Annotated in this window: 25 protein-coding genes; 20 read left to right on the top strand and 5 right to left on the bottom strand. The window is 71.3% G+C overall.

The window, feature by feature from the left end:
* The first annotated feature begins 16 nt into the window (after positions 1-16).
* Together sufU and ABZ848_RS17395 are read left to right on the top strand one after the other, a co-directional pair.
* Positions 17-484 (top strand): Fe-S cluster assembly sulfur transfer protein SufU, encoded by a 468-nt coding sequence (sufU, locus tag ABZ848_RS17400; RefSeq protein WP_360832206.1) that lies wholly within the window; start codon positions 17-19, stop codon positions 482-484.
* Complete coding sequence (locus ABZ848_RS17395; RefSeq protein WP_037743875.1) at positions 481-813, top strand: metal-sulfur cluster assembly factor; 333 nt, start codon at positions 481-483, stop codon at positions 811-813. Before sufU ends, ABZ848_RS17395 begins: the two co-directional genes overlap by 4 nt.
* Before the next feature lie 51 nt (positions 814-864).
* Here ABZ848_RS17395 and ABZ848_RS17390 read toward each other — a convergent pair whose 3' ends face one another.
* Positions 865-1698 carry an AbfB domain-containing protein gene (locus tag ABZ848_RS17390; RefSeq protein ID WP_360832203.1) on the bottom strand — a complete coding sequence of 278 codons (834 nt, stop codon included), beginning with the start codon at positions 1696-1698 and terminating at the stop codon, positions 865-867.
* 300 nt (positions 1699-1998) lie between these two features.
* On the opposite strand from ABZ848_RS17390, the gene ABZ848_RS17385 reads away from it, so the two are divergent.
* From ABZ848_RS17385 to ABZ848_RS17360, 6 genes are all read left to right on the top strand, one after another.
* Positions 1999-3033, top strand: coding sequence for a sulfotransferase (locus ABZ848_RS17385; protein ID WP_360832201.1), 1035 nt, complete (start codon positions 1999-2001; stop codon positions 3031-3033).
* Positions 3034-3229: 196 nt separating this feature from the next.
* On the top strand, positions 3230-3493 hold the full coding sequence (locus ABZ848_RS17380; protein ID WP_360832198.1) for a hypothetical protein: 264 nt from the start codon (positions 3230-3232) through the stop codon (positions 3491-3493).
* A 112-nt stretch (positions 3494-3605) separates the two neighbouring features.
* A complete protein-coding gene (locus tag ABZ848_RS17375) occupies positions 3606-3926 on the top strand; it encodes a multidrug efflux SMR transporter (RefSeq protein ID WP_360832195.1) in 321 nt (106 codons plus the stop codon).
* The gene (locus ABZ848_RS17370; protein ID WP_360832193.1) at positions 3926-4462 is read left to right on the top strand and encodes a TetR family transcriptional regulator; all 537 of its coding nucleotides are present in this window, start codon (positions 3926-3928) and stop codon (positions 4460-4462) included. The genes ABZ848_RS17375 and ABZ848_RS17370 overlap by 1 nt, the downstream gene beginning before the upstream one ends.
* A 137-nt stretch (positions 4463-4599) precedes the next feature.
* Positions 4600-5193, top strand: coding sequence for a sigma-70 family RNA polymerase sigma factor (locus ABZ848_RS17365; protein WP_360832190.1), 594 nt, complete (start codon positions 4600-4602; stop codon positions 5191-5193).
* 2 nt (positions 5194-5195) lie between these two features.
* Entirely contained in the window at positions 5196-6212 is a 1017-nt protein-coding gene (locus tag ABZ848_RS17360; RefSeq protein WP_360832187.1) for a CU044_5270 family protein, read from the top strand.
* A gap of 90 nt (positions 6213-6302) precedes the next feature.
* Here the strand turns inward: ABZ848_RS17360 and ABZ848_RS17355 are convergent, their stop codons facing one another.
* A complete protein-coding gene (locus tag ABZ848_RS17355; RefSeq protein ID WP_360832185.1) occupies positions 6303-7187 on the bottom strand; it encodes a winged helix-turn-helix transcriptional regulator in 885 nt (294 codons plus the stop codon).
* 101 nt (positions 7188-7288) lie between these two features.
* Between ABZ848_RS17355 and ABZ848_RS17350 the strand changes: the two genes are divergently transcribed.
* Complete coding sequence (locus ABZ848_RS17350) at positions 7289-8533, top strand: MFS transporter (protein ID WP_360832182.1); 1245 nt, start codon at positions 7289-7291, stop codon at positions 8531-8533.
* A gap of 17 nt (positions 8534-8550) precedes the next feature.
* The gene (gene dapD / locus ABZ848_RS17345) at positions 8551-9540 is read left to right on the top strand and encodes a 2,3,4,5-tetrahydropyridine-2,6-dicarboxylate N-succinyltransferase (RefSeq protein ID WP_360832180.1); all 990 of its coding nucleotides are present in this window, start codon (positions 8551-8553) and stop codon (positions 9538-9540) included.
* 60 nt (positions 9541-9600) lie between these two features.
* Here dapD and ABZ848_RS17340 read toward each other — a convergent pair whose 3' ends face one another.
* Positions 9601-10104, bottom strand: coding sequence for a hypothetical protein (locus ABZ848_RS17340; protein ID WP_360832177.1), 504 nt, complete (start codon positions 10102-10104; stop codon positions 9601-9603).
* A gap of 153 nt (positions 10105-10257) precedes the next feature.
* Between ABZ848_RS17340 and ABZ848_RS17335 the strand changes: the two genes are divergently transcribed.
* Positions 10258-10818, top strand: coding sequence for a SigE family RNA polymerase sigma factor (locus ABZ848_RS17335; RefSeq protein ID WP_360832864.1), 561 nt, complete (start codon positions 10258-10260; stop codon positions 10816-10818).
* The gene (locus ABZ848_RS17330; RefSeq protein ID WP_360832175.1) at positions 10815-12026 is read left to right on the top strand and encodes a WD40 repeat domain-containing protein; all 1212 of its coding nucleotides are present in this window, start codon (positions 10815-10817) and stop codon (positions 12024-12026) included. The genes ABZ848_RS17335 and ABZ848_RS17330 overlap by 4 nt, the downstream gene beginning before the upstream one ends.
* Here the strand turns inward: ABZ848_RS17330 and dapA are convergent, their stop codons facing one another.
* On the bottom strand, positions 12027-12911 hold the full coding sequence (gene dapA, locus ABZ848_RS17325; RefSeq protein WP_360832172.1) for a 4-hydroxy-tetrahydrodipicolinate synthase: 885 nt from the start codon (positions 12909-12911) through the stop codon (positions 12027-12029).
* 155 nt (positions 12912-13066) lie between these two features.
* Between dapA and ABZ848_RS17320 the strand changes: the two genes are divergently transcribed.
* The 7 genes from ABZ848_RS17320 (at position 13067) to ABZ848_RS17290 (ending at position 17204) form a co-directional block, all read left to right on the top strand.
* Entirely contained in the window at positions 13067-13195 is a 129-nt protein-coding gene (locus ABZ848_RS17320; protein ID WP_360832169.1) for a hypothetical protein, read from the top strand.
* Positions 13192-13887, top strand: a complete 696-nt coding sequence (locus ABZ848_RS17315) for a hypothetical protein (protein WP_360832167.1) — start codon at positions 13192-13194, stop codon at positions 13885-13887. The genes ABZ848_RS17320 and ABZ848_RS17315 overlap by 4 nt, the downstream gene beginning before the upstream one ends.
* Positions 13888-13986: 99 nt before the next feature.
* Positions 13987-14406: a phage holin family protein gene (locus ABZ848_RS17310; protein WP_242774542.1), complete on the top strand. Its 420-nt coding sequence runs from the start codon at positions 13987-13989 to the stop codon at positions 14404-14406.
* On the top strand, positions 14403-14930 hold the full coding sequence (locus ABZ848_RS17305) for a DUF3618 domain-containing protein (protein WP_360832163.1): 528 nt from the start codon (positions 14403-14405) through the stop codon (positions 14928-14930). The genes ABZ848_RS17310 and ABZ848_RS17305 overlap by 4 nt, the downstream gene beginning before the upstream one ends.
* A gap of 96 nt (positions 14931-15026) precedes the next feature.
* Positions 15027-15752, top strand: a complete 726-nt coding sequence (locus ABZ848_RS17300) for an antibiotic biosynthesis monooxygenase (RefSeq protein ID WP_360832160.1) — start codon at positions 15027-15029, stop codon at positions 15750-15752.
* A gap of 110 nt (positions 15753-15862) precedes the next feature.
* Positions 15863-16459 carry a helix-turn-helix domain-containing protein gene (locus ABZ848_RS17295; RefSeq protein WP_360832157.1) on the top strand — a complete coding sequence of 199 codons (597 nt, stop codon included), beginning with the start codon at positions 15863-15865 and terminating at the stop codon, positions 16457-16459.
* Positions 16460-16472: 13 nt separating this feature from the next.
* Positions 16473-17204, top strand: a complete 732-nt coding sequence (locus tag ABZ848_RS17290; RefSeq protein ID WP_360832154.1) for an SRPBCC domain-containing protein — start codon at positions 16473-16475, stop codon at positions 17202-17204.
* Positions 17205-17213: 9 nt separating this feature from the next.
* On the opposite strand, the gene ABZ848_RS17285 is transcribed toward ABZ848_RS17290, so the two are convergent.
* On the bottom strand, positions 17214-19040 hold the full coding sequence (locus ABZ848_RS17285) for an endonuclease/exonuclease/phosphatase family protein (protein ID WP_360832151.1): 1827 nt from the start codon (positions 19038-19040) through the stop codon (positions 17214-17216).
* Positions 19041-19319: 279 nt separating this feature from the next.
* On the opposite strand from ABZ848_RS17285, the gene ABZ848_RS17280 reads away from it, so the two are divergent.
* Positions 19320-20747 (top strand): hypothetical protein, encoded by a 1428-nt coding sequence (locus ABZ848_RS17280; RefSeq protein ID WP_360832149.1) that lies wholly within the window; start codon positions 19320-19322, stop codon positions 20745-20747.
* Positions 20748-20876 lie beyond the last annotated feature (129 nt).

Genomic DNA, 20876 nt, shown 5'->3' with positions numbered 1-20876 from the left:
GGCGTGAGCTGAGACCGTGAAGCTGGACTCGATGTACCAGGAAGTCATCCTGGACCACTACAAGAACCCGCACGGGCGGGGCTTGCGGGATGGCGACGCCGAGGTGCACCACGTCAACCCGACCTGCGGCGACGAGATCACGCTCCGCGTGAAGTACGACGGCACGAAGATCGAGGACGTCTCGTACGAGGGCCAGGGCTGCAGCATCAGCCAGGCCTCGGCCTCCGTGCTGAACGAACTCCTCGTCGGCAAGGACCTGTCCGAGGCGCAGAAGATCCAGGAGACCTTCCTGGAGCTGATGCAGTCCAAGGGCAGGCTCGAGCCCGACGACGCGATGGAGGAGGTGCTGGAGGACGCGGTCGCGTTCTCCGGTGTCTCCAAGTACCCGGCCCGGGTCAAGTGCGCCCTCCTCAGCTGGATGGCGTGGAAGGACGCGACGGCCCAGGCACTGGGTGGCGCCGACGCCGAAAGGAAGACGGCATGAGCGAGACCGTTGAGATGAAGCCGGCCTCGGAGGAGGAACTCCGCGAGGCGCTGTACGACGTGGTCGACCCGGAACTCGGCATCGACGTCGTCAACCTGGGCCTGATCTACGGCATCCACATCGACGACGCGAACATCGCGACGATCGACATGACCCTGACGTCGGCGGCCTGCCCCCTGACGGACGTCATCGAGGACCAGGCCAAGTCCGCCACGGACGGCCTCGTCAACGAGCTGCGCATCAACTGGGTCTGGATGCCGCCGTGGGGCCCGGACAAGATCACGGACGACGGGCGGGAGCAGCTGCGGGCGCTCGGGTTCAACGTCTGACGCAGTGTGGGGAAGGGGCCGTGGTGGCGCACCGCGGCCCCTTTCGCGTGCTCAGGCCAGCCCGTCCACCAGGCGGAACGCTGAGTCGTGGCGGTACAGGTCGTTGTACTGGTACGGGTCCAGCTTCAGTTGGAAGTTCTGGTGGCGGAGGTAGCGGCCGGGGTAGTTGACCGACTCCAGCATGATCGCGCCCGAGATCGACGACGTGCGGGCGCAGAAGGTGGCGTCCTGTTTGAAGAGGTTGGAGCCGTCGTTGGTGTCGGCTCGGAGGAGGAAGTTGCGGTGGCGCAGGTACTTGCCGTCGTGCGTGACGAAGGAGTAACAGGCCGAGTTCGCCAGGCCCTTGACCAGTTTGAAGGTGGAGTCCTCGCGGGATTCCGAGCCGGCGATCCGGTCCAGCTTCACGTAGCCGCCGCTCACGTGCCAGTAGCGGTCCGGGTAGTTGACCGAACGGACCGAGCGCCAGGTGGTCGACGGCTTCGGCTTGGACGGTGAACTCGCGTGCCCGGTAGGGGACTTCGAGGGCTTCGAACCCGACGCGGGGGAGGGGGAGCCGTTCTCCTGCGGGGCGGCGGACGTGCTCGGTTCGCCCGACGTCAGGCCGCTCTTTCCGGCGTGCGGTGGTGACGCCGCGTCCGTGGACGGTGTGGCGAAGGAGATCAGCCCCGGCACCGTCGCGGAGGCGGTCGGGTCGTCCGAAGCGGTGTGTGACGTCTTGTCAGAGTCGTTGTCCATCACGGCGATCGACGTCACACACGTGATGATCGTGGCGATGGCCAGCCCGCCGGCCAGCCAGAGTCTTCGGGTGCCGGGGGCTCGCGAGGTGTCGGGGGCCCAGCCGTTCTCCCAGGGCTGCTGCGGAGGCTGGGGCGTGGTGTCTGGCATGCGCTGTTCCTCCAGCGGCGCCCGAGGCGGCGGCCGGGGGTGTGAGGGTGAGGTGAGTGAGCGGTGAAACACTAGTGGAGCCGGGGGATTGCCGGGAGGTGTTTCAGCGAGCGGTTTCCATGAATATTGAACCTCTCTGAAGAACCCTTCAGGGGGACCTCTCTGCGGACCTCTCTCAGGGACCTCTCCGAGGCGTCCCTCCGGGATAGTGCAGTGCCGCATGGGCCGTACGGGACTTCACATCCCCTTCTCAGGGCCTTCCCAGCCCCGGCTCATCGCGCGGCGGCAGCCTCGGGCAGCGTGGCTACCCCTGCACTCACCCCCGCACCGACCCCCGTCCGCCCCGTGTTCGTCCTCGGCTGCCCCCGCTCCGGCACCACCCTGCTCCAGCTGATGCTGCACGCCCACCCGCGCATCGCCCTCCCGCCCGAGACCCGGTTCGTCCTCCCGGCCTACGAGGACCGGCTCCGCTTCGGCGACCTGCGCGACAAGGGCAACCGGGCCGGTCTCGCTGACTGGATCACCGGCCGCAAGGAGACCCGCTTCCACGAACTGGGCCTGGACGCCGGCCGCGTCGCCGAGCGCATCACGGAGGGCCCGCCGACGCTCGGCTCCGCACTCGGCATCGCGCTCAGGTCGTACGCCGAGAACCATGGCAAGGTCCGCTGGGGCGACAAGCGGCCGGCGTACGCCCTGCACGTCGAGGAGATCCTGCGGCTCTTCCCGACCGCCCAGTTCGTGCACCTCGTCCGCGACGGCCGCGACTGCGTCGCCTCGCTGCTCGGGATGCCCTGGTGGCACCGAGGCTTCCACGAGGCGGTCGCCACCTGGGCCCAGGTGATGGACGTGACCCGCCGCTACGCCCGCGCCCTCGGCCCCGACAGCTGGCACGAGCTGCGTTACGAGGATCTGCTGACCGACCCTGAGCCCCAACTCCGCGACCTCTGCGCCTACTTGGGCGAGGAGTACGCCCCCGAGATGACCGAGCCGCACCGGTTGGCCGGCACCGCGGTACCCGCCCGCAAGACCTGGCACCGCCGCACCCACGGCACGCTGGACGCCTCGCGCGCGGGCAGTTGGCCGCAGCGCCTGACACCGGATCAGATCCGGCTCTGCGAGGCGGTGTTGGGCGACCGCCTGCTCCGCAACGGCTACGCGCTGAGCGGTGCCGTCCGCCCCGACCCCGCCGAACTCCTCCGCTACCGCCGCGTCTCGACCCTCCGCCGCGCGGCCCACGCGAAGCGCCGCATACTCGACCGCGCGGCAAGGCTCCGCGAACCAGGGCCGGTGGCGGCTCGCCCGCATGTCCTTACGAGCTCCGAGTTCCGCGCCTGAGTCGAGGGTGACGCGGCGGGGGAGGGCGGTGGGGGTGACGCGGAGAGGGAGGCAGCGGCGAGGGTGGCGCGGAGAGGGAGGTGGGGCGAGAGGTGATGGCGAGGGAGGCGACGGCGGAGGAGACGGGGGCGAGAGGCGGCGGCGAGGGAGGTGACGGCGGAGTGGGCGGGGCGAGAGGCGGCGGCGGGATGCGAGGGTGGGCGAGACGAGGGCGAGAGGGGTGACGGCGGGGGAGGTGAAGGTGAGAGAGGGGAGGGCGACGGTGCGGGAGGTGAAGGGGAGAGAGGGGAGGACGAGAGAGGCGGGGGCAGGCGCCGACGGCGAGAGAGGCCACGGCAAGGGAGCCACGGCAAGAGGGCCGACGCCAAAAAGGCGACGGCAAAAGGGCGACGGCAAGGGGGTCGACATCAATGAGGCCGACGGTAAGGGGCGACGCCCTGAGGCCGACGGTAAGGGGTGACGCCCTGAGGCCGACGGCAAGGGAGCCGGCGGCGAAGGGCTCGCCGCAGTCGACACCACCAGCCGCACCCCTATGTGTACACCCGTACGCTTCGTTGTGTACGCTCGTACACATGGGATACCTCTTGCTCGGCACGGCCATCGCCGCCGAGGTGGGCGCGACGACCGCCATGAAGTACAGCGAGGGCTTCAGTCGGCTGGTGCCGTCGCTGCTCACCGTCGTCGGATACGTCGTCTCCTTCTTCCTGCTCGCCCAGACGCTGAAGACGATCTCGGTCGGCACGGCCTACGCCATCTGGTCCGGCATCGGCACCGCGGCCATCGCCACCATCGGCCTGCTCTTCTTCGGTGAGGGCCTGACCGCGGCCAAGATCGCCGGCATGGCCCTGATCATCGTCGGCGTGGTGGTGCTGAATCTCGGCGGCGCGCACTGATGCCCCGCCGCTACGACCCCGACCGCCGGCAGCGGATCATCGACGCGGCGATCCGGGTGGTGGGGGAGAAGGGCCTGGCCGGCCTGAGCCACCGCTCGGTCGCGGCCGAGGCGGACGTGCCGCTCGGCTCCACGACGTACCACTTCAGCACTCTCGACGAACTCATGGTCGCCGCCCTGCGCCAGGCCAACGAGGGTTTCGCCAAGGTCGTCGCCGCGCACGCGGCCCTCGCCGACCCGGAGAGCGACCTCGCGGCGGAACTCGCCCGGATCCTCGGCGAGTGGCTCTCCGGCGACCGCACCGGCGTGGAGCTGGAGTACGAGCTCTACCTCGCCGCCGTCCGCCGCCCCGCCCTGCGCCCCGTGGCCGCCGAATGGGCCGAGGACCTGACCGACCGTCTCTCCACCCGCACCGACCCGGCCACGGCACGTGCCCTGGTCGCCCTCCTGGACGGCATCTGCATCCAGGTCCTCCTCACGGGAACGCCGTACGACGAAGGATTCGCCCGCGACGCGCTGGCTCGCCTGATCTCCTGACCGCGCCCGCCCGCTTTCCCGACCGCGTCCGATCTCCTGGCCGCGCCTGAAATTCCCGGCCCCCGGCGTGAACCCTCCGCCGCCCATCGGGGAACAGGAGGTGACACGCACGTACCGAACGAATCAGGGGGAGCCCGGTGAGCGGACCACCGCCATCCATGGCAGGGACGGAGGACGACGCGCAGATCGTCGCCCAGTCCCTGGACCAACCGGAGCTGTTCGCCCGGCTCTACGACCGCTACGCACCCGACATCCACCGCTACGCGACCCGGCGTCTGGGCGACACCTCGGCGGACGACATCACCGCCGACACCTTCCTCATCGCCTTCCGCATCCGCTCCCGCTACGACCTCTCCCGCTCCAACGCCCGCCCGTGGCTGTACGGCATAGCCGGCAACCTCATCGGCAAGCAGCGCCGCGCCGAGGTGCGGGCGCTCAGGGCGCTGGCCCGTACCGGCCACGACCCGGTGGCCGCGTCCTGGGTGGAGGACACCGACAGCCGGATCGCCGCGCAGGGCCCGCTGGCCGGCGCCCTCGCCGCTCTCTCGGCGGGCGACCGGCACGTCCTGCTGCTGGTCGCGTGGGCCGAACTGACCTACCAGGAGGTCGCCGAGGCGCTGGACATCCCGGTCGGCACGGTCCGCTCCCGGCTCAACCGGGCAAGGCGCAAGGTGCGTACGGCACTTGGGGCCGACCCCGCATTCGTGAACGACGCGGCGGAGGTGGCGTGACCATGGACGAGCTGACCAGGGTGCGCGAACTGCGCGCCGACGCCCCGGCCCCCGACCGCGCCCGCCTCGCACCGGGCCGGACGAAGCTCCTGGACGCGGCCCGTGCCGACGAACGGCACCGGGCGCTGTGGCGCCGCCGGGAGTTCGTGATCGTCGGCGGTGTCGTGGCGGCGGTGACCGCGGTGGCCGTGACCGTCTCCCTCCTGCTGGGCGGGAGCGGGGGTGGCCGCAAGGTCCAACCGGCGACCACACCGAGCGTCCACCTGAAGGGAGCGAGCGCGAGCGAGCTGCTGCGCCGCATGGCCGAGGAGGTGGCGAAGCAACCGGACGGCTCCGTCCCCACGGCCAAGCAGTGGATCTACAAGAAGGTGGTCCAGGAGCCGGTGAAGGACCCGAAGGCGGATCAGTACAAGAACCTCCCGAAGGGCGCCCTGAAGCTGATGACCGGCCCGCAGGAAGGCTGGCTCCGCTACGACGGCACCGCGCAGGCGAGCTGGAATCTGGACACCAAAGGCGAGAACCTGAAGCTCCAGGTCACCAAGATGCACCTGGAGAACGGAGCGGAGGGCGACGACCGTTCACCGCGCGAGATGTACCGGACACTGGCCGCCCTTCCCGATACCGCCGACGGCACCTTGAAGGCGCTCCGCGAGCAGAACGCGATCGCCGACGGCAAGGGGGAGCCGCAGTCGAGCAACGACTACACCGAGATCACCGTTCTGCTGCGCGCCGACGTGATGCCGTCCAAGGCGCTGGCCTCGCTCTACCGGGCCCTGGCAACCGTCCCCGGTGGCAGGGTCGTTGACCACTTGGTGGACACGGGCGCCGGGCGTCGCGCGATCGCTCTGACCTACGCCCGGGACGGCGGACCAGACGGGTCCGACATGCGGGAGGAGTGGCTGATCGACCCCCAGACCTACCGGGTCTTCGGCATGCGCCTGCTCCAGGGCGACAGGATCGCGACCGGAAGCGTGACGGTCTCGACGGCGGTGGTGAACGCCCCCGGCGACCGCGCCTGACGCCCGCCCGCCTTGGACGGGCGGCCCGCACCACGAGGGGAGTGCGGGCCGCCCGGGCAACTGCCCGCGCGGGCCGCCCGGGCATCAGCTCTACGCCGACCCGAGCCGCTCGACCGCGGCGAGCGCCGTGGCCACGCTGCCCGCGACATCGGTCACCGGATACTGCACGTCCCGCACCACCCGCTCCCGGTCCACGACCAATGTGAGCCGCTTCAAGCGACTGACCCCCGCCGCCCGGAAGGTGGGCAACCGCAGCGCGGCGATCAGCGACAGCCCGGCATCCGACAGCAACGGAAACCCCAGCCGCTCCTTCTCCGCGAACGCCCGCTGCTCGTCGGGCCGTTGAGTGGAAACCCCGCGCACGGCGGCGCCGGCCGCGCCGAACTCGTCGAGCCGGTCCCGGTAGGTGCAGGACTCCAAGGTGCAGCCGGGAGTACCGGGAATGTCGCCCCACCCCGGCGGATACGCATCGGCGCGGGCGAAGGCGCCGGGGAAGCAGTAAAGGACGGTGTACGGCACGTCGTCGGCGACCGGGTCCCGCAACTCCCCCCGGTCGTCGACCAGTTGGATCTCGGGCACCCGCACCCCCACCAGCTCGTGCACCCGCCGGGCCTCCACCGACGCCTCCGCCGCGGTGGCCGTCGTACCCCCGTCCCCCAACACCCAGGCGTCGCCCCAGTCCTGAAGGGCGATCAGGACCGGCAGCAGCGCACGACCGCGCGGGGTGAGCCGGTACTCGTACCGCGGCGGCCGCTCCTGATAGGGGACCCGGGTCAGTACGTCCGCCTCCACGAGCAGGCGCAGCCGCTCGGCCAACACCTTTCTGGAGAGCCCGAGTTCACGCTGGAGCTCGTCGAAGCGGGACACCCCGCGCGCCGTGTCCCGCACGATCAGCAGGGTCCACCAGTCGCCGACGACGTCGAGGGCCTGGGCGATGGCGCAGGTGGCGTCCTCCAGGCTCGTCCTGCGGGCCATGGGCGTCCCCTTCCCGTCCGTGCAGCGGTCGCCGTTGACCGGAGGCTGTCATGCGTCCATAGTAAGTTCCCAAAAGGAACTCACAAGCGGGGGGATCGACATTGCGAGGGCTACGCGACATACCGCGCCCCATCTGGCTGCTGGCCGGCGGCACGTTCGTGAACATGGTCGTGAGCGTGAGCTTCGCGTACACGTTCCTGTACCTGACCGGCCCCCGGGCCCTCGACACGGCCGAGGCGGGCATCCTCAGCGGAGCCGCCGGCGTCGGTCTGCTGGCCGGCAACTTCACGGGCGGCTGGTACGGCGACCGCTTCGGTCACCGCCGCGTACTCCTCGTCTCGGCGGCCCTCTCCGGCCTCACCCTCCTGTCGGTCCCTGCCCTCCCCACCCCGGCCCTCTTCGCGGCGCTGCCCCTCGCGCAGTACGTCTCCGGCACCCAACGCGCCTCGTCCTCGGCCCTCGTGGCGACCACCGTCCCCGAGGGCGCACGACGCCAGGCCTTCGCGCTGATGCGGGCGGCGTCCAACGGCGGCTTCACCGTCGGCCCGATCCTCGGAGCCCTGGTCGCGACACACTTCTCGTACGACTGGCTGTACGTCGCCGAAGGCGCCGGAAGCCTGGGGCTGGCGTGCTGGACGGCGAGGGTGGTCCGGGTGCCCTCCGCGCCCAAGCGCAGGGGGGTGAGTCACGGAAGCGGACTGGGTGGCGTCTGGCCGGCGCTCCGGGCCCGCCCGGCGGTCCTGGTGCTGCTCCCCTCGATCGTGGTGATCGACGTCGTGTACCGGCAGCAGTACTCCACCTTCCCGGTCTTCCTGGCCGACCACGGCATGGACGCACAGGTGTACGGCTCGCTCCTGGCGATCAACGGGGGCCTGCTCCTCTGCCTGGAGCTGCCGCTGGCGCTCGGCCTGCGCCGACGCTCGCCGCTGCGGATCGTCGGGACGGGGCTGCTGCTGGTCGCCGCCGGCTACGGGGCACTGCTCCTGGGCGCCGGAGTCGTCACGGCGGCGCTCATGATGGCCCTCCTGACCCTCGGCGAGGCCCTGTACAAGACGACGGCGACGGCGTACGTGGCCGACCAGGCCCCGGCCCACCTGCAGGGCCGCTTCCAGTCCCTCTACGCGGGGGCGTCCATCAGCGGCGTGGTGCTGTCGGCGCCACTGGGCGGAGCCCTTTACGAGGCGGCCCCGAACGCGTTGTGGCCGCTCTGCGCGACCCTGGGCGCCTTGGCGGCCGGAGCCGTACTCCTGTCGGCCCGCAGTCGCGGGACCACGGCCCTGGCGCCGCCGCCCGACCTCTCGTCCCCTGAGACACCGTCCCACCCGGTTAGCCTCCGCACCCCCTAGCCGGTTAGGTTGCCCTCATGACCGACACGACTGCACCGCGCACCACCGGCGCCGTGGCCACCGGCCTCGCCACGATCGCCGCCGACGGCACCGTCCTCGACACCTGGTTCCCCGCGCCCGAGCTCTCCGCCGAACCCGGTCCGTCCGGCACCGAGCGCCTGACCGCCGAGCGTGCCGTGGAACTCCTCGGCGAGGGCGCCGCGAAGGCGATCGGCCCCGACGCCCGCCGTGGTGTCGACGTGATCGCGGTCCGCACGGTCATCTCCTCCCTCGACGAGAAGCCGATCGACGCCCACGACGTCTACCTCCGCCTGCACCTCCTCTCGCACCGTCTCGTGCGCCCGCACGGCCAGAGCCTCGACGGCATGTTCGGCTTCCTCGCCAACGTCGCCTGGACCTCGCTCGGCCCGGTCGCCGTCGACGACGTCGAGAAGGTGCGGCTGAACGCGCGCGCCGAGGGGCTGCACCTTCAGGTCACGTCCATCGACAAGTTCCCGAGGATGACGGACTACGTCGCCCCCAAGGGCGTCCGGATCGCCGACGCCGACCGGGTCCGCCTCGGGGCGCACCTGGCCGAGGGCACCACCGTCATGCACGAGGGCTTCGTGAACTTCAACGCCGGCACGCTCGGCACGTCGATGGTCGAGGGCCGTATCTCGGCCGGCGTCATCGTCGGCGACGGCTCCGACATCGGCGGCGGCGCCTCCACGATGGGCACCCTCTCCGGCGGCGGCAACGTCATCATCTCCATCGGCGAGCGCTGCCTGATCGGCGCCGAGGCGGGCGTGGGCATCGCGCTCGGCGACGAGTGCGTGGTCGAGGCCGGCCTGTACGTCACCGCGGGCACCCGCGTCACCATGCCCGACGGCCAGATCGTCAAGGCCCGCGAACTCTCCGGTGCCTCCAACATCCTCTTCCGCCGCAACTCGGTCACCGGCACGGTGGAGGCCCGCCCGAACAACGCGGTCTGGGGCGGCCTGAACGAGATCCTGCACAGCCACAACTGAGCTGAGCCGTATCACCTCTTCGGCGGGCGTCCTTCCAACAGGTGCTGGAAGGACGCCCGTTCACGTGCGCAGGGTCGACGCGAACTCCGACAGGACCGTGAAGTCGCCCTCGCGCAGGCCGAGTCGGGGGCTGACGTGGTGGAGGAGGGCCGGGCCGGGGTGGGCCGCGGCGACGTATGTCTCGTCCGCCGGACTCTGCTCGTCGTCCACCCAGGCGAAGGCCCGCCCCTCGGCGTGCGCCACGATCGCCTCGGTCTTCCAGTGCACCCCGTCCGGCCGGAACGCGAACAGCCCGGCTCCGAAGTCGACATACGGCAACTCCGGCAGCCCGATCACCGGCCCGATCCAACGGTTCGCCGCGTCCATCCAGGTGGTCGCCCAGCACAGCTCGTACCCGAGCCCGAGCAGCGCGGCCCCGTGCGAGGGGTTCAGCCACACCCGCAGGGGCCTCCCGGGCTGCAGGGCCACCCGGATCGTCGTATACCCCTCGGGCCGCCGCTCGGGCTTGGCGGCGTACGGGTTCAGGGGACCGTCGACGTCGAGGAACAGCAAAGGGCGGCTCACACACCCAACGTACGGCAGCACGCCCCGACGCCCGGCGGAATATCTTCCCTGGGACCGGCATAGCGACGGCCACTCGCACGCGTCACAAGGAGCAGAAGAGCAGGACCGGAAGAGGCGGACGACCGGCCCGCCCGGGGGAGAGCGAAGGTGACGATGGACGCCGAGGCGCAGGACGGCTTCCGGGAGTTCGTGGCGCACAGATCGTCCGCGCTGCTGAAGACCGCTGTGCTGCTCAGCGGCGGCGACCGCCATGCCGGCGAGGACCTGCTGCAGAACGCCCTGATCAAGGCGGCCGGCCGCTGGCACCGCATCGACGAGCCGGAGGCGTACGTACGCCAGATCCTGTACCGGCAGCAGATCAGCCGCTGGCGCCTGAAGTGGCGCAGACGCGAACTGAGCGTCGCCGAGCCGCCGGACACCGGCACCGGCCCGGACGCCTCGTCCGACACCGAACTGCGCCTGCTGATGCGCGGCGCGCTGGCCCGCCTCACCGCCCGCCAGCGCACCGTGCTGGTCCTGCGCTACTTCGAGGACCTCCCGGAGGCGGACGTGGCCCGCATCCTCGGCTGCTCCGTCGGCACCGTGCGCTCCACCACCCACCGTTCGCTCGCCCGTCTGCGCACCCTCGCGCCCGAACTGACCGCGCTCGACCCGGCCGCCGACGACCGGCAGCAGCCGTCACGCGACTACTCGCCCGTGGAGGTGCGACCGTGAACGTGGAGGAACTGGTACGCGACTCGCTGCGCGACATGGCGGCCGAAGAGCCTTTTGTGGCACCGGAGTTGGCCGACCGGGTGCTGGGCGTACGCCGGCGCCGCCGCACCCGCAGGCTCGTCGCGGCCGCCGTCGCCACGACCGCCGCGATGGCCGTCGCCGTCGGGGTGCCCCTGCTGGACGCGGGCAAGCAGGACGTCCGCCCCGCGCACGCCGTCCAGCCGAACGGGGTCCACAGCGACACGGAGCAGTGGCCGCCGCAGAAGGAGATCGGGGCAGGCGGAGCCACCCTCGCCGCTTACTACTCGCTGAAGATCCACAAGCAGTCCGCGGGCTGGGGCCTCGCGGAACGCACGTACTGGCTGCTCGACCAGAAGACCGGCCGCTACGCGAAGGACACGAGGTGGTCGTACGTGGCCGTCGCCCCCGGCCTGCGCACCGCGGCCGTCCTGGAGCGGACCCTCCCGGCCCACCGGATCGGCCTGCTCGACCTCACGACGGGGGAGGTCGAGCGGTGGATCCCGGTGGACCGGGGGGTCGCCGGGCTCGCGTTCTCGGAGGACGGGCGGCGGCTGGTGGCGACGACGTACGACAAGAATCCCGATCTGATGCGCGTGGGCTACGGGGCGAAGGGGACGGGCGTGTTCAACGTCATGGACGACGTGAGCCGGACCGGTTTCTTCGTCCTGGACGTGGCCTCCGGAGAGGGGCCCTGGAGCGGGGTGGCGGCCGACCGGAACGACACCTACCGCCATGACTTCGCCTTCAGCCGCACCGGCGAGCAGGTGTACGCGCGGATCGTCGGAGCCCGCGACGGCATGCAGCAGTTCTACGACCTGGACGGCAACGCGATCGCCGCGCCCGCGGACGAGAAGTACCTGCGCTCCGACGTGCCGGCACGGCTGTCCCCGAACGGCGAACTCGCCGCGCTGGGGCTGGCCAAGGAGGTCAGGCCCGGGAAGTCGTACTCCTCGATCCGCGATCCGCGCACCGGCAAGGAGATCACCAAGGTGCGCGGGGGAGAGCTCCTCGCGTGGGTCGACGACCACCGGCTCATCGCCTGGGAACGCACCACGGGTCTCGACGAGCCGTACCGGGCCCGGCTGGTCGTGGTGACGATCGGCAGCGACAAGGTCGTTCCGCTCAGCGGCGAGGTGGAGCCGTACGGCCAGAGCCAGGGGTGGACGGCGGTCTTCGCCCGGCCCTGATCAGACCAGCCGCCCGTACTCCGCCAGCAGCCCGTCGACCGCAGCCCGGTCGGCGGGCCGCAGCGGCGCCCGTACGGGACCCGCGGGCAGCCCCAGTTCGTCGAGCAGCGCCTTCGCGGTGACCGTGCCGGGCAGCCCCGCCGACATCATCAACTCGATGAGACCGGTGGCCCGTTGCTGCAACCGGGTCGCCTCGGCGGTCTCTCCCGCGTCGAACGCGTCGATGACCGCGCGGAGTTGAGCCGGTACGACGTTCGCGACCGTGCTCACATATCCCGCACCGCCCACCGCGTACAGGGCGAGATTGTGCTCGTCGCAGCCCGCGTAGTACGCCAACTCCGTGCGGGCGAGCACCTTCTGGGCGCCGAGGAAGTCGTACGAGCAGTCCTTGACCGCCACGATCCGGGGGTGCCCGGCGAGCCGGATCAGGGTCTCCGGCTCGATGCGGGTGCCGGTGCGGGCCGGGATGTCGTACAGCATGACCGGGAGTCCCGAGGCGTCCGCGACCTCCCGGAAGTGGGCCTCCAAGGCGTCCTGCGGGGGCCTGCTGTAGTAGGGGCTGACCACCAACACCCCGTCGGCGCCCGCCTTTTCGGCCGCCAGGGCCAGCTCGACGGTGTGCCGGGTGTCGAAGGTGCCCACGCCCGCCACGACCGACGCCCGGTCGCCGACGGCCTCCCGGACCGCCGTCACCAGGGCCGCCTTCTCCGCGTCCGAGGTGGTCGGCGACTCACCCGTCGTACCGGACAGCACCAGGCCGTCGCACCCCTCGGACACCAGCCGGTCGGCGAGCAGCTGGGCGCCGTCGAGATCGAGCGCGCCCGCCGACGTGAAGGGGGTGATCATCGCGCAGAGGGCACGGCCGAAAGGGGTCGCTGTAGTCATGTCCTGTAGTGTCGGCCCGCCGACAGTGAAGCTCCACTTAATTCTCCTACGAGATATCGATAAGGGAAGCTTCAGAGACCCGGTGGAGGCCCTATGGGCATTACGGCCCACATGGGTCACCATGGCGAGAACGGACCCTGTGTGTGGGAGGCGTCATGAAGCTCGGCAAGGCACTGGCCACCGGAGTCGCGGAAGAACAGGCACCCGTCGAGGAGCCCGCACTCGAAATCCCCGAGGAGACCGAGGACGTGCGGGTCCCCGAAGAGGTCCCGGCGGCCCGATGAGGCTGCGGCTTCCGGAGGAACGCCCGACGGAGCCGCCGACCGGATACAAGATCGCCCACCCGGTGCTGTCCCAGGACGGCACCCGGGCCGGGTTCACCGGTGTCTCGCTCGGCGGCGCCCTGCCGTACGGCGTCCTGGCCGACGCGTCCTGCGTCTACGGCCTGCGGCACCGGGCACCGAACCGCCGCTGCGACTGCGGCTTCCACTGCGTGCACGACCGTACGGCCGCCGAGGCACTGCTGTGCACGGCCGAGCAGCGGGCGGCCGTCCTGCTGGAGGTCTCCGTCCTCGGCCGATTCATCCGCTTCGAACGCGGCTTCCGCTACGCCCGCCAGCGCGTCCGCACCGCGACCGTCGGCCCCTGCGCCTGTGGCACCGTGGCCGCGGCCCTGGCCGACGCGGGCTGGGGCCGCCCAGGCTGGCGTGCCCTCGCCCCCTCCTGCGCGGGCTGCGTCCGAGGCCGTACGTCCGTGTCGCTCGCCGCGTTCGCGCGGCTGGCGGGGGAGGGGCTGCGGGTCGTCGCCGGCAGCGAGGGCGCGCGCCGGGTCGCCGACCTCGGGACGAGCCCCGACGATCTCGGCGTACCCGAACTGGTCGCGGAGGCCGCCCTGTTGCAGGCGCGCCTCGACTGGTTCCAGACCCAGCTGGCCCGCCTGCGCGAGCCCGGAGCGGGCGGCGGCGGGCAGGGATAGCGCGGGCCGGGCCGGGTACCCGGATGTTCCGCACTCGACGAGGCGCACAAGACGCGCGGAAATGTCGAGGAAGAACGGAACGCGTAGGGAGGCGACCCCGTGACCGGCACCACCCACCCCCGGCCGGTGCGCGACGAGCACCACTCGGTGGGCGATCTCGTCGGCCAGGCCAGCGAACAGCTGTCCCGGCTCGTACGACAGGAAGTGGCCCTCGCGAAAGAGGAGTTGGCGGCCAAAGGGCGGCGCGCCGGACGCGGGGGCGGACTGCTCGGCGCGGCGGGGGCGTTCGCGTACGCCGGACTGCTCGCGCTGGCCGGCACGGCGACCGCCGCCCTCTCGCTGACGCTGTCCGTCTGGGCCGCGGCGCTGATCGTGACGGCCGTGCTGTTCGTGATCGCCGCCGTCCTCGGCGCGACCGGCCGCGCCCAGCTGCGCCGGGCCGCACCCCCCACCCCCGAGGAGACCCTCGGCAGCGTCAGGGCCGACGTGGAGGAAATCAGGGAAAGGGCACACCGATGACGGACCAGGCGGCGGGGAGCACGGGGGCCAAGGGCCCCGACGAGCTGCGGCGCCAGATCGAGCGGACCCGAGGCGAACTCGGCGACACCATCGAGGAGTTGGCAGGAAAGATGGACGTGAAGGGCCGGGCCCGCGCCCGGGCGGCAGATCTCAGGGACAAGGCGGGCGCGCTGACGGTGCAACTGCGCAGCACCGCGGGCCAGGCCGGTCACACCATGCACGACAGGGCGGCCGAGAAGGGCCACGCCCTCACGCACCGGGCCGCGGAGAAGGGCCAGGCGCTGACCCACCGCGCGACGGAGAAGGGGCACGCGCTGACCCACCGGGCGACGGAGAAGGGCCACACCCTGACCCACCGGGCCACCGAGTCGGGCCACACGCTGCAGCACCGCGCGGAACACGGCACCCCCTGGCCCGCGCGCCCCGTCCTGAAGGCGGCGATACGGCACCCCCGCCCCGCCCTGGTCATCGGCGCGGCCCTGGCCGTGGTCGTGGTGGTGGGATGGCGTTACCCCAAGCGGTGACGGGCCGAGCCGTCGGGGGCGGCGCTTGACCTGAATCGCGGTCGAGGTTGAAGGGTGGTCGGTACAGGCACCGGGCGACGACCGCAGGAGACCCGTATGACCCGCCGTACCGACACCCACCCCGACCTCGCCGATCCCCGTATCGGCGCCCCCTTCTTCAGCACCTGGCGCGTGGGTACGCCCCTCCGTCAGCGCCGGACCGTGGAGGCCGTGGCAGCCGCCTGGGAGCGCCGCCCCTGGCCGGCCCCCGGCCTCCTCGGCTACCACCTCTACACCGGCCACGACACCTCCACCGTCCTGCACTACTCCCAGTGGACGGACGAGCCGGCCTACGAGGCCTTCGTCAGGACGCGGCGGCAGGAGCGCGTCGACGAGATCGACACCGCCGTCCCCGGCATCGAGCACCTCGGCCTCGGCCGCTACCGGCACTACCGCAGCGGCGGCGCCCCCGAGGGCCGTGCCGTCTCCGAAGGCCGCGCTGCCCGCACGCCGGGCTGCATCGTCGTCGTCGACGTCGAGTTCGAGTCCGCCGACCCGGAGCGCCAACGCGCCTGGGTGGACGCCGTGTTCGAGGCGCTGGAGAACGAACCCGCCCCGCATCCCGGCGGCATCGCCGCCCACTTCCACCTCTCCACCGACGGCACCCGCGTCCTCAACTACGCCGAGTGGGAGAGCGCCCAGGCCCACCTGGAAGCCCTCGCGGCCCCCGGCGACGGCATCGGCTCCGCGACCGCCCTCTGGGAACGCGTCCAGACCTGGCCGGGCCTGAAGAGCAGCACGGTCAGCCGTTACGACCATGCGCTGGGCCTCGTGCCCGACTGACGAGCCTCCTGGCATCTCTGCTCCACCGACTCGCCGGCCCACTGCTCCGCCGTCTCACCGAAAACTCTGCCCGTCTGGACAAAAAAAGTTTTCGGTGGGACGGTGGACGCATGCTGGACGTCACCGTGATCGAGGACCCCGAGGCCGCCGCCGTCTCGCTGGACCCCACAAGGGCCCGGCTGCTCGCCGAGCTGGCGGCCGGACCCGCGTCGGCGGCGATGCTGGCCGGGAAGGTCGGGCTGCCCAGGCAGAAGGTGAACTACCACCTGAAGGCGCTGGAGCGGCACGGCCTGGTCGAGCTGGCCGACGAGCGCCGCAAGGGCAACGTCACCGAGCGGCTGATGCGGGCGACGGCGGCGTCGTACGTCATCTCCCCGCTCGCACTCGCCTCCGTACAGCCGGACCCGGACCGTTTCCGTGACCAGTTGTCCGCCCGCTGGCTGCTCGCCCTCGGCGCGCGGCTCGTGCGGGACGTCGGCTCACTGATCACCGGCGCGGCCAAGGCCCGCAAGCGGCTGGCGACTTACGCCCTGGACGGCGAGGTGCGCTTCGCCTCCGCCGCCGAACGGGCCGCGTTCATCCAGGAGTTGACGGTCGGCGTCACCGCGCTGATCCAGAAGTACGACGCCCCGGACGCCGAGGGCGGCCGGGACCACCGGATCGTCGTGGCGGTCCATCCCACGCTGAAACAGACCGAGTTGGAATAGCCAGGAGCACACCATGTCCAAGGAATTCGAGATCGTCCGCGAGTTCGAGGTCGACGCCACGCCGGAAGAGGTGTGGGAGGCGGTCACCAACGCGAGCGGGGCCTATCTCTGGCCGATGGACCCGCCCGAGCCCCGGGTGGGCGGCAGGGCCGCCTTCGGCTCGACGGTCACCGCCTACGACCCGCCGCACCGCCTCACCGTCCGCAGCGAGGACGTCGGCTTCCCCACCCAGAGCGCCAACCAGCTCGACCACACCATCGAGCCGCGCGACGGCGGCAAGCGTGCCTGGGTGCGCTATGTGCACAGCGGCGTCTTCACCGACGACTGGGACAACCAGTACGACGGCGCCGCCAAGCACACCGACTTCTATCTGCACACCCTGCGCGAGTACCTCACGCACTTCGCGCCCCGTCCGGTGACCTTCGCGCAACTCCAGGGGCCCGAGGCCTCGCAGGCCGCCGACGCCTTCGGCGCCTTGGCCTCCGCGCTCGGTCTGGGAGGCGACGACGTCCAGGGTGTGCGGGTGTCCGTCCGGGGGCCGGCGCCCTTCGACGCCGTACTCGACTACCGGAACCCGTACTTCATCGGGCTGCGCACCGACGGTGCCCTCATCCGCTTCTTCGGACGCAACCACTGGGGTGCCCCGGTCGGTATCAGCATCCACGACTTCGCGCCGGACGCGGACGCCGGGGCGAACGAACTCGCCTGGCAGGACTGGCTGAACGGCGTGTTCAGCCAGTCCTGAGCGGGCCTGCTACGGGCGGAACCGCAGGACCTGCGGGTCGTGGTCGCTGATCTGGTCGTGGAACTCCGAGTTGACGTGCACGCTGTCGTACTCGAAGTCGCAGCCGCGCCGGATCGACGGGCTGACCAGGATCTGGTCCAGGACCTGCTGGTTGCCCTGGTAGTCGTAGGTGTAACGCTCGCTCTTCGGCAGCGACTTGATCGCCGACCAGAGCTCGCCGTCACCCTCCATGATCTTGGTGGTGTCGGAGAACTCGAAGTCGTTCATGTCGCCGAGCGCGATGACGTCCGCGTTCTTCTGGACGTCCAGGATGCTCTTGACGAACGCGTTGACCAGCGTCGCCTGCGCGTGGCGCTGGGTCTCCGAGCTGCGCACCACCGGCTGGTACTGCGCGGTCAGACCCTGGTCGCCGCCCTTGGAGTTGAGGTGGTTGGCGATCACGAAGACGGTCTGGCCGCGGAAGACGAACTCGCCGACCAGCGGCTTGCGGCTGGCGTTCCAGGCGGTGTCGGTCGGGTCGATCCGGCCGGGAGACGCCGTCAGCTGGGCCTTGCCGCGCACCTTGGTGACGCCGACCGCGGTGGTCGCGTCGCCGCCCGCGCGGTCGGTGAAGGAGACCCGCTCCGGGTTGAACAGGAACACCTGGCGGATGTTGCCGCCCGGCTCGCCGCCGTCGGTGTCGTTGGTCGGGGTGATGGAGCGCCAGTCGTACTTCGGGCCGCCGGCCGCGACGATCGCGTCGATCAGCTTGTTCACCGTCACGTCGGCGGCGACCGTGCCGTCGTCCGTCGCGCCGTTGTTGTCCTGGATCTCCTCCAGGGACACGATGTCGGGCGACTGCAGGTTGTTCACGATCGCGGCGGCGTGCGCGGCGAAGGTGGTGTCGGACGGGTCGAGGTTCTCGACGTTGTACGTCGCCACCGCGAGCTCGCCGCGCGACTGCTTCCGCGTCGTCTCGCGCTCCAGGCCGCCGCTCTTCAGCGTGCCGAGCTGACTCGCGACCAGCGTGTAGCCGCCGTACTGGTTGAAGTCCAGCGGGCCGGTGGTGGTGCCGGTCAGGGTGTCGCCGACGTTCGCCACCGGGAAGTCGGCGGTCGCGCCGAGGGACTGGATCTGGAGGCGGCCGGTGTTCTGGGACTCGTACGAGCCGTAGAGGGTGCCGCCGCGGCGGGTGCGGTGCTCGTGCGGCTTCACCGTGACCCACAGCTCGCTGTACGGGTCGGTCGCGGTGACCACGCGGGTGTCGGCGACCTGGACGTTCATGCCCTCGAGGGACTCGTAGTAGTCCAGGGCGTACTTCGACGGGTCGAGGGTCAGACCGTTGATCGAGTTGCTCGCGGCCGGGTCGCCGGCCGGGGTGTACTCGCTCGGCACCGACTTCGCGTCGATCACCGTCGGGGCCGGGACCGCGTTGCCCGTGGAGACCGTGGTGACGGTCGGCTTGGTGATCTCGGTCAGCGACTGGTTGCCGGTCGAGGCGCCGCCCGGGACGTACTCGGAGGCCGTGCCGGTGACCGTGACGGAGTCACCGACGGCGACCTTCGGGGTGGAGCTGGTGAAGACGAAGACGCCCTCGCTGGTGGCCGGGTTGTCGTCCGGGGTCGGATCCTGCATCCAGAAGCCTCTGGAGGAGCCGTATGTGCGCGTGGCGGTGACGATTCCGGCCACGTCGCCGACCTTCTGGCCCGCGTACGGGGATATGCGCGTGGTGCCCTGGATGTCATGGATGCGCACGGAGTCCGCGTGCGCGGGGGAGGTCAGGGCTACGGCGGACGCCGCGGAACAGACGGCGGCGACGGTGAGCGCGGCGAGACGCGCGGACTTCTTGCTCGGCAACGGGATCCCTCCGGGGGCGTGCTTGGGCGCCGGGACGAGGTGGGGGCGGTGGGGTGGTGCGGGGGACATGTGGTGCGGTGGGCTGTGACGCGCGTAGAAAACCGGGTGAACAGTTGTTCCGTCGGTTTCTACGCGCGTCAATCTCCAGCCTGGTCAGGCCAGTTGTCAAGGTTTCGGCCATGTACGAGCCCTGACGGGGAGATGAACCGGGCGGCATGGGGTGAAACCCGTCTAGGCTGAGTGCCCGAGTGGCACGACGCGCCCTAGGAGAACCAACCGATGTCAGACAGCTCCCCCCTGCCGCCGGTGCGGCTGCACCCCGAAGCGGAGCTGGCGCGGGACGCCCTGTCCACGCCGCTGCTCTCCCGGGCCGCGCGGCTCGCCCGCTGGGCCGGTCCGGACACCCGGGTCGACGCGGGGGCGGGGCTGGTCGACGAGCAGTTGCCGGCCGCCGCGGAGGTGCTGGGGCTGAGCGGGGAGGACGCGGAGGCGCACGCGAGTGAGGCGTGGCGGGTTGCCGTGGACACCGGGCTGGTCGAGGTCGTCGACGAGGACGAGGGGACGGTGGCGGCAGGGGAGGAGCTGGCGCTGCTGACCGGTGGGTCGCCGCATGATGTGCTCGCGGTGTGGCAGGGGGCTCTTGAGACGGTGCTTGCTGATGCGAGCGTGCCGGACATCGACGGGCTGGACGACGCGTTGGATGAGGGCGGCGAGATCGACTTCTCGCGGCTGGAGTGGGATCCGGATGCCGAGGCCGACTTCCTCGACGGGGTTCTCGGTAACTTGTATCTGCTGACCGTGAGCGAGGACGGGCCCGGTGAGGCGCCTGTGCCGCTGCCTGCGCTGGCCGCGTCGATGATCGTGCCCTCCGACATGGGGGAGCCGACCAATGATGTCCTTGAGCAGGTCTCCGACGCGATGATGAAGCTGGACGATCAGTTCCGGTTGCTTGAGCCGGTGGGGCTTGTCGAGTACCAGCCTGTTGATGAGGCGCTCATGGCGGACGGCGACGAGGAGCCTGCCGCTGCGGTCGACGACACGGATGTGACGCGGTACGGGATGGTGCGGCTCACGCCTCTCGGGCGGTACGGGCTGCGGGCGCGGTTGCTGGACGCCGGGTTCACCGCGCCCGCGGTGGGGGAGCTTGCGGACAAGGGGGCCGACGCGCTGTTCGACGGGACCGCGGCGTTTCCTCGGCGGGCCGCGCAGGCCGAGACCGAGGCGTGGCTGGCCCGGCGTGAACCGCTCGCGGCGGCGCGGGAGTTGCTGGCGGCGGCGAAGGGCGGGGACGGGGGTGCGCCGTTGCGGCGGCTGCGCTGTCAGCAGGCGTTGTCGCTGCTGGGGGCGGAGGCCGAGCCGGCGTTGCGGGAGGTGCTCGATGATGCCGAGCTGGGTGGGCTTGCGCGGGTGTGGCTGGCCGAGCGGGGGGCTGTGGATGTGCCGCCGCCTTCCGAGGCGATGATCTTCTGGCTGACCGTCGACACGGTTGCCGCGCAGCTTGCCGCCGAGGGGAACTCCGACGAGCTGCAGGAGCTTGTGGAGGGGCTGGCTCAGCAGCATCAGGGGTTCTTCGCGGCTGCCTGGCGGGTGGAGCATCCGGCCACGGCGGATGTGCTGGAGGCGATGGGGCGGCTGCATCCGGACAAGCGGATCGCCAAGGAGGCTCGGAAGGCGGCGTTCAAGGCTCGGTCGCAGCAAGGGGGGTGACCGGGGCGTCCTCGCGGGCGGTGCGTCGGGGGTCGGGGTCGTGGTGGTACGGCGAACCCGCCGCATACGGGGTTGCTGCGTCTTGAGATGCGGGCGAGCCCGAGTCGCCTCGTACGCGGCGGGTTGCGC

The organism is Streptomyces sp. NPDC047081 (assembly GCF_040643775.1).
Taxonomy (GTDB): Bacteria; Actinomycetota; Actinomycetes; order Streptomycetales; family Streptomycetaceae; genus Streptomyces.
This window is presented reverse-complemented; position numbering and strand designations above follow the sequence as displayed.